Origin of the sequence: Enterococcus sp. AZ089 (assembly GCF_050547225.1) — a bacterium.
GTDB lineage: Bacteria > Bacillota > Bacilli > Lactobacillales > Enterococcaceae > Enterococcus_D > Enterococcus_D entomosocium.
Genome location: NZ_CP172954.1, coordinates 3,699,810 through 3,706,751, shown reverse-complemented (window position 1 = coordinate 3,706,751; position 6,942 = coordinate 3,699,810). Strand labels below are relative to the sequence as shown.

Genomic DNA, 6,942 nt, shown 5'->3' with positions numbered 1-6,942 from the left:
AAATTGTCCTCCTATAACTAAGAATAGATATAACTAAAATAGCACGGATTGAAAAAGTTTTCCACAGATTACGATAAAAAAGGTTAGAAAAAAATACTTTTCCACAAAACGGGATAAAAGAAAAAAGGAAATGCACATGTTCGAAAATGCACTATCCACAGGTAGAAAAAGAATGTGCATAACTAGAAAAAAATCTCTCTTATCCACAGATCTATGTGAAGATCACGCCTTGATAATACTAGGTTTTAGGGCGGTTATCAACAGCTGGAAAAGCGATTGTGGAAAACTTTTCTACAGGCTGTTTGTTTGTGGAAAAAGTCAAAATAACTCTGGGGAAAAAGTTATCCACAAAAATTAGCTGTAAACAGCAAACCCACACAAATCAAGGGAATTGTGGATAAAGAATGGTCGATTTTGAGCAAACTTCTTATTGACAAACTAGTACTTGACTCGTTATACTATCAAAGTATGTCTGTGCGCATAAGCATTATCCTGATGGAGGTGGAAATAAATGAAAAGAACGTATCAACCAAATAAACGTAAACGTCAAAAAGTTCACGGATTCCGTAAACGTATGAGTACAAAAAATGGACGTCGTGTTTTAGCTAGCCGTCGTCGTAAAGGCAGAAAGGTTATTTCTGCGTAAGCCACTGAATGCCAGTGGTTTTTTTTTATGCCGTTTTTGCGGAATATAGTGTCTGACTTTTGGCAAATATGGTATTATTGACAGGTGAGTGGTTACGGATTCAATCCGTTTCGCGAAGCTTAATTGAAAGAAGTGAAGGAACCGAAGATGAGAAAATCCTATCGAGTAAAAACAGAGCAAGATTTTCAAAAAGTTTTTCAGGCAGGAAATTCTTTTGCAAATCGGAAGTTCGTGGTGTATGTCTTACCTAAAGAGCAATCACATTTTCGAGTTGGTTTATCTGTAGGAAAAAAAGTCGGTAATGCAGTGAAGCGAAATGAGGTCAAACGTAAGATTCGTGCGAGCTTAACGGAAATGAAGCCGCGAATCGAACCAGCGATCGATTTTATTGTGATCGCCCGTCCAAGTATCGCCATTTGTTCCTCAAAGGAAATCTACTCGAATTTAGAGCATGTCTTAAAGCTTGCCAAAATTATTCATTAATGGAAAGGAATTAGTTACGTGAAAAAAGGGAAACGCGTCTTACTATTTTTGGGAGTTCTCTCATTAGTAGTTGTCTTATCTGCCTGCGGTGCAACAGGTGAAGTAAATGCACAAAGTACCGGTCTATGGGATCGTTACATCGTTTATTATTTTGCAGAGGCGATCAAAGCCCTCTCCTTCGGCAATGCCGGGATCGGGATCATCCTATTTACATTGATCATCCGGGTCATTTTGATGCCGTTGATGCACTTTCAAACCAAAAGCATGCGCAAAACGCAAGAATTACAACCGAAGCTAAAAGCGCTGCAGCAGCAATATGCGTCAAAAGATACAGAAACACAAAGCAAGTTAAAAGAAGAAACACAACGTTTGTATGCGGAAAACAATGTCAATCCCTATGCCGGCTGTCTACCATTATTGGTACAAATGCCGATTTTGATGGCCTTGTGGCAATCGATCTCACGGGTTCCTGCTCTGCAAGAAGGAAAATTCTTATGGCTGCAGCTGGGTGATCGTGACCCATACTTCATCTTGCCGATTTTAGCGGCGCTCTTTACTTTTGCAAGTACCTACTTATCAAGTATGAGCCAAGTGGAATCAAATGCGAGTTTGAAAATCATGAATTTCGCTATGCCGATGATGATCTTACTGATGGGGATCAACATTGCCAGCGGTCTTTCCTTGTACTGGGTTGTTTCTAATGCATTCCAAGTCTTGCAAACAATGATCTTAAATAACCCATTCAAGATTCGCCAAGAAAGAGAAGAAGCCGCCCGCAAAGAACGCGAGCGTGAACGAGCCCTGAAAAAAGCAATGAGTCCTAAAAAGAAACGGAAAAAATAAGAGGAGGTTGCACTGCAATGCCGATTTATGAAAATCTGACAGTAGCTGAAGCAATTCAAGAGGGATTGCAAGTCCTTGGTATCACCAAAGATCAAGCAGTAATCGAAGTCCTGGATGAAGGAAAAAAAGGCTTCTTGGGGCTAGGAAAAAAACAAGCACGGGTCTCCATTGAAAAAAGAATCGTTGAAGAACCGGCACCCGTTGAAGAAGTACCAGCAAAACCGCTGGTAGAACCAGATCCTGTGACGACAGAGGATGCAAGCAGTGTGATGGAGGCGGCCGCGAGCGAACCTGTTTTGCTGACGGATCTTTCAGATGAGGAAGCACTGGCTCAGTTGGGACTCTATCTGACAAATATTTCAAAAGCATTGAATGCACCTGCCTTAGTAAAAACCGCTCGTCAAGACGGCGTGATCATCTTTCAATTAGAAACGCAAAAACAAGGCATTTTGATTGGGAAGCACGGCAAAACCTTGAATGCACTGCAATATTTGGCGCAAGTTTATATTCATCGCATCGCGAAAAACAAATTGTCGATCGTTGTGAATGTCGGGGATTACCGTGAAAAACGTCAAGCGATCTTAGAACGTTTGGCCAGCCGTACTGCTGAAAAAGTCAAACGAACAGGCCGCCCGGTCTTTTTAGAGCCGATGCCGGCGTTTGAAAGAAAGCAGATCCATTCCGTATTGAGTAAAGATGCGTATGTTCAAACTCATTCTGAAGGGGATGAACCGTATCGCTACTTAGTAGTGGAACCTGCGGACAAACGAATTTAATGAAAAAAGGGAAAGGCGGTCTGACAAGCCTTTCCCTTTTTTGATGGGAAAAAGCGATTGACAACAAATTTAAAACCAAGTATCCTTGACTAGAAATCATTCTTATCAAAGTCAACATACGTTACGTAGGTCAGCCTTTGGTATCAAAAAAGAGTCCGTATGCCGCGGACTCTTTTTTGTATTTCGTTGTTCAAAGGGGCAATTAGCCGCCAATGGTTGATTGAGTAAATTGAACCACCGTACCATAGGCAAAGATCTCAAGGTAGGTTTTGTCGCCTTCGACGATGCGGTCGTGTTCGAAATGACAGTTGATCACTGCATTCGCACCGTAGCTGTGAGCTGTTTCTTTTAAGCGATAGGTCACATCTGCCAAAAGATCGTTCAAATTCACAGATGTATCAAATAGATCTACTTCGATTTTGTCTGCCGCAAAGACGATATCCCGCACGACATAAGGCCGATTCACGTTTCCTGTCGATAAAATGATTTCTTTAATGCGGGCAGCACTGTTTGATGATTTGATGGTTTCCATAATAGATCCCTCTTTTCTTATTCTTTGCTTTTATTTTAAAGGTTTTTGCGGACAGATGCAAAATTTAAAAGTTTTTGAAGGAAGCTTGCGACTCGCGCAAAAATGTGCTAATCTATTTCCAGAATTTAATTGACAAGCAGTCAAAGTGCTAAGTCTACTCGTTTTTATTGATTTTCAATCAATTTGACGGGTGGAGTGGGCACTTTTTTTATGTGAAAAAATAGGAGGAGCATGCAACATGGCGAATATTACGCAAGAATTTGATACGATTGCCGCAATTTCCACCCCGCCAGGCGAAGGGGCCATCAGTATTGTGCGATTAAGCGGGGAAGAAGCAATCGCAATTGCGGATCGGATTTTTCAAGCAGGCACTAAAACCCTCGCCCAAGTCCCTAGTCATACGATTCATTATGGTCATATCGTGGACCCAGAAGAAAACCGTTTGATGGATGAAGTGATGCTTTCAGTGATGAAAAAGCCGCGGACCTTTACCCGAGAAGATGTCGTTGAGATCAACTGTCACGGCGGGATCGTTGTCGTCAATCAACTCTTGCAACTGGTTTTACGACAAGGCGCACGTTTGGCTGAGCCGGGGGAATTCACGAAGCGGGCCTTTTTAAATGGACGGGTTGATCTTTCTCAAGCCGAGGCGGTGATGGACCTGATTCGTGCTAAGACCGATAAGGCGATGAATCTCGCTGTCAATCAGCTGGATGGCAATCTTTCCCACTTGATTCGGACCTTACGCCAAGAGATCTTAGAGACGTTGGCGCAAGTTGAAGTGAATATCGATTACCCTGAATACGATGATGTGGAAGAATTGACGACCCGCTTATTGTTAGAAAAGGCCACGATGGTCAAAGGGCAGATCCAAGCCTTATTAGCAACTGCCCAACAAGGAAAAATTTTGCGAGAAGGCCTGAGTACTGCGATCATCGGTCGGCCGAATGTCGGTAAATCCAGCTTATTGAACCATTTATTAAGGGAAGAAAAAGCCATCGTGACAGACATTGCCGGCACCACCCGAGATGTCATTGAAGAGTATGTCAATGTTCGCGGGGTACCGTTGAAACTGATCGATACGGCTGGTATCCGCGAAACGGAAGATGTCGTTGAGAAAATCGGGGTCGAACGCAGCCGCAAAGCACTGGCAGAAGCGGAGTTGATTTTGCTGGTTCTCAACCAAAGCGAAGGATTGACCCAGGAAGACAAACAATTGCTGGAGCTGACTGCTGGCAGCCGTCGGATCATCTTATTGAATAAGACCGACCTTGAGCCAAAACTAGCGCCCGCTGAATTAGCGCAGTACGCAGCAGATGAACCGATTTTTTCTGTCTCTGTATTGACCAACGAAGGCTTGGATCAACTGGAACAAGCCATTGCCGATCTATTCTTTGGGGGGAAAACCACCGACAAGGATGCTTCCTATCTTTCTAACACCCGCCACATTGCCTTATTAGAAAATGCCGTTCAGTCGTTGTCTGAGGTCATCCAAGGGATCGAAGCAGGAATGCCTGTCGACTTGGTTCAAATCGATATGACACGCTGCTGGGACTATCTAGGAGAAGTTGTCGGCGACAGTGTCCAAGATGAGTTGATCACCCAATTGTTCAGTCAGTTTTGTTTAGGAAAATAAAGAATGCGCCACTGGCGTAAAAAGGAGAACACCATGCAAGAATATCAAGCAGAAAGTTATGACGTGATCGTTGTTGGTGCCGGCCATGCCGGATCAGAAGCTGCCTTAGCAGCCAGCCGAATGGGGGCAAAAACCCTTTTACTGACCATCAACTTAGACATGGTCGCATTCATGCCTTGTAATCCCTCCGTCGGCGGACCAGCAAAAGGCGTCGTGGTACGCGAAATCGATGCTTTAGGCGGAGAAATGGGCAAAAATATCGATAAAACCTACATCCAAATGCGGATGCTCAATACAGGAAAAGGTCCCGCAGTGCGGGCTTTGCGGGCGCAAGCCGATAAACATGCCTATGCGGCTGAAATGAAACGAACGATCGAAAAAGAAGCCAATCTAACACTGCGCCAAGGGATCGTTGAAAAGCTGATCGTTGAAGAAGGCGAGTGCCGTGGCGTCGTGACATCTACAGGCGCTCGTTACCAAGCCCAAGCTGTAGTGATCACTGCAGGAACAGCGTTGCGAGGGGAGATCATCATTGGAGAGTTGAAGTATTCTTCTGGTCCAAACAACTCCCAGCCATCGATTGGATTAGCCGATCATTTGAAAGAGCTTGGTCTAGAGATCGCTCGTTTTAAAACCGGTACACCACCGCGGGTCAAATCCAGCACCATCAACTATGAGGTAACGGAGATCCAGCCTGGCGATGAACAACCGAATCACTTTAGTTACAGCACACCCGATGAAGCCTACAATCAAAACCAAGAACCTTGCTGGTTGACCTATACGAACGAAGGGACGCACCAAATCATCAACCAGAATTTACATCGGGCGCCGATGTTTACAGGGATCGTCGAAGGGGTAGGTGCCCGTTATTGTCCATCCATCGAAGACAAAATCGTGCGTTTTGCAGACAAATCTCGTCACCAACTATTCTTGGAGCCAGAAGGATTGAACACCGAAGAAGTGTATGTTCAAGGGCTTTCTACTTCTATGCCAGAAGACGTCCAAGTCCAAATGCTGCATTCCATCGCAGGTTTAGAAAAAGCGGAAATGATGCGGACGGGCTACGCCATTGAATATGATGTCGTGGTACCTCATCAATTGCGTCCAACATTAGAAACCAAAGTCATCGAAAACCTCTTTACGGCAGGACAAACCAACGGAACCAGCGGCTATGAAGAAGCGGCCGGTCAAGGCTTGATTGCCGGCATCAATGCCGCTTTGAAAATTCAAGGCAAAGAACCTTTCATTATGAAACGCAGCGACGGTTATATCGGTGTGATGATCGATGATTTGGTGACCAAAGGAACCAATGAACCATACCGTTTATTGACCTCTCGTGCCGAATACCGCTTATTGCTGCGTCATGATAATGCCGATCTGCGTTTGACCGAAGTGGGACATCAAATTGGGCTCGTCCCAGAAGCGCAATACGAAGCATATGTAGCGAAAAAAGAAGCTGTTGAAGCAGAAATCAAACGCTTGTCTAAAATCCGCATCAAACCAACGCCAGAAGTACAAGCATATTTGACTGCCAAAGGGACGGCCACCTTGAAAGATGGCGTTTTAGCAAATGAATTCTTGCGCCGGCCTGAAGTGACGTATGCGGAAATGCTGCAATTTATCGAAGCCAATGAAGCATTGAAGCCAAAAGAGATCGAACAAGTCGAGATCCAAATCAAATACGAAGGTTATATTAAAAAAGCCCTCGAAAAAGTGGAGAAACTCAAACGGATGGAAGCCAAACGCATTCCTGAAAACATCGACTATGCCGCTATCAATGGCTTGGCAACAGAAGCCAAACAAAAACTGCAAAAAATCCAACCCGAAACCATCGCCCAAGCGAGCCGTATCAGCGGAGTAAACCCAGCTGATATTAGTATTTTGATGGTGTATATCGAACAAGGGAAGATTGCAAAGGTTAACTAAAGACGGTTAATATTCTTTGAAAAACCAATTTATAAATGGTAAATACAGTGTCAAAAGCCCGCTACGAGAGTAACTCGCAGCGGGCTTTTTGTGTTAGCAA

Annotated in this window: 7 protein-coding genes; 6 read left to right on the top strand and 1 reads right to left on the bottom strand. The window is 44.2% G+C overall.

Annotated elements, in window-relative coordinates; genetic code table 11:
* Nucleotides 1–511 precede the first annotated feature (511 nt).
* The 4 genes from rpmH (at nucleotide 512) to jag (ending at nucleotide 2,748) form a co-directional block, all read left to right on the top strand.
* A complete protein-coding gene (gene rpmH / locus IGJ01_RS17240) occupies nucleotides 512–646 on the top strand; it encodes a 50S ribosomal protein L34 (RefSeq protein WP_002356012.1) in 135 nt (44 codons plus the stop codon).
* A 147-nt stretch (nucleotides 647–793) separates the two neighbouring features.
* Nucleotides 794–1,129 carry a ribonuclease P protein component gene (gene rnpA, locus IGJ01_RS17235; protein ID WP_142437343.1) on the top strand — a complete coding sequence of 112 codons (336 nt, stop codon included), beginning with the start codon at nucleotides 794–796 and terminating at the stop codon, nucleotides 1,127–1,129.
* Between the two features lie 18 nt (nucleotides 1,130–1,147).
* Nucleotides 1,148–1,972 (top strand): YidC/Oxa1 family membrane protein insertase, encoded by an 825-nt coding sequence (locus IGJ01_RS17230; RefSeq protein ID WP_008376942.1) that lies wholly within the window; start codon nucleotides 1,148–1,150, stop codon nucleotides 1,970–1,972.
* A gap of 17 nt (nucleotides 1,973–1,989) precedes the next feature.
* The gene (gene jag / locus IGJ01_RS17225; protein WP_008376943.1) at nucleotides 1,990–2,748 is read left to right on the top strand and encodes an RNA-binding cell elongation regulator Jag/EloR; all 759 of its coding nucleotides are present in this window, start codon (nucleotides 1,990–1,992) and stop codon (nucleotides 2,746–2,748) included.
* 202 nt (nucleotides 2,749–2,950) lie between these two features.
* Here jag and IGJ01_RS17220 read toward each other — a convergent pair whose 3' ends face one another.
* Nucleotides 2,951–3,280 carry a heavy metal-binding domain-containing protein gene (locus IGJ01_RS17220; protein ID WP_005226284.1) on the bottom strand — a complete coding sequence of 110 codons (330 nt, stop codon included), beginning with the start codon at nucleotides 3,278–3,280 and terminating at the stop codon, nucleotides 2,951–2,953.
* A 238-nt stretch (nucleotides 3,281–3,518) separates the two neighbouring features.
* Between IGJ01_RS17220 and mnmE the strand changes: the two genes are divergently transcribed.
* Nucleotides 3,519–4,916 carry a tRNA uridine-5-carboxymethylaminomethyl(34) synthesis GTPase MnmE gene (mnmE, locus tag IGJ01_RS17215; protein WP_034859087.1) on the top strand — a complete coding sequence of 466 codons (1,398 nt, stop codon included), beginning with the start codon at nucleotides 3,519–3,521 and terminating at the stop codon, nucleotides 4,914–4,916.
* Nucleotides 4,917–4,949: 33 nt separating this feature from the next.
* Complete coding sequence (gene mnmG / locus IGJ01_RS17210) at nucleotides 4,950–6,842, top strand: tRNA uridine-5-carboxymethylaminomethyl(34) synthesis enzyme MnmG (protein WP_008376950.1); 1,893 nt, start codon at nucleotides 4,950–4,952, stop codon at nucleotides 6,840–6,842.
* Nucleotides 6,843–6,942: the final 100 nt, after the last annotated feature.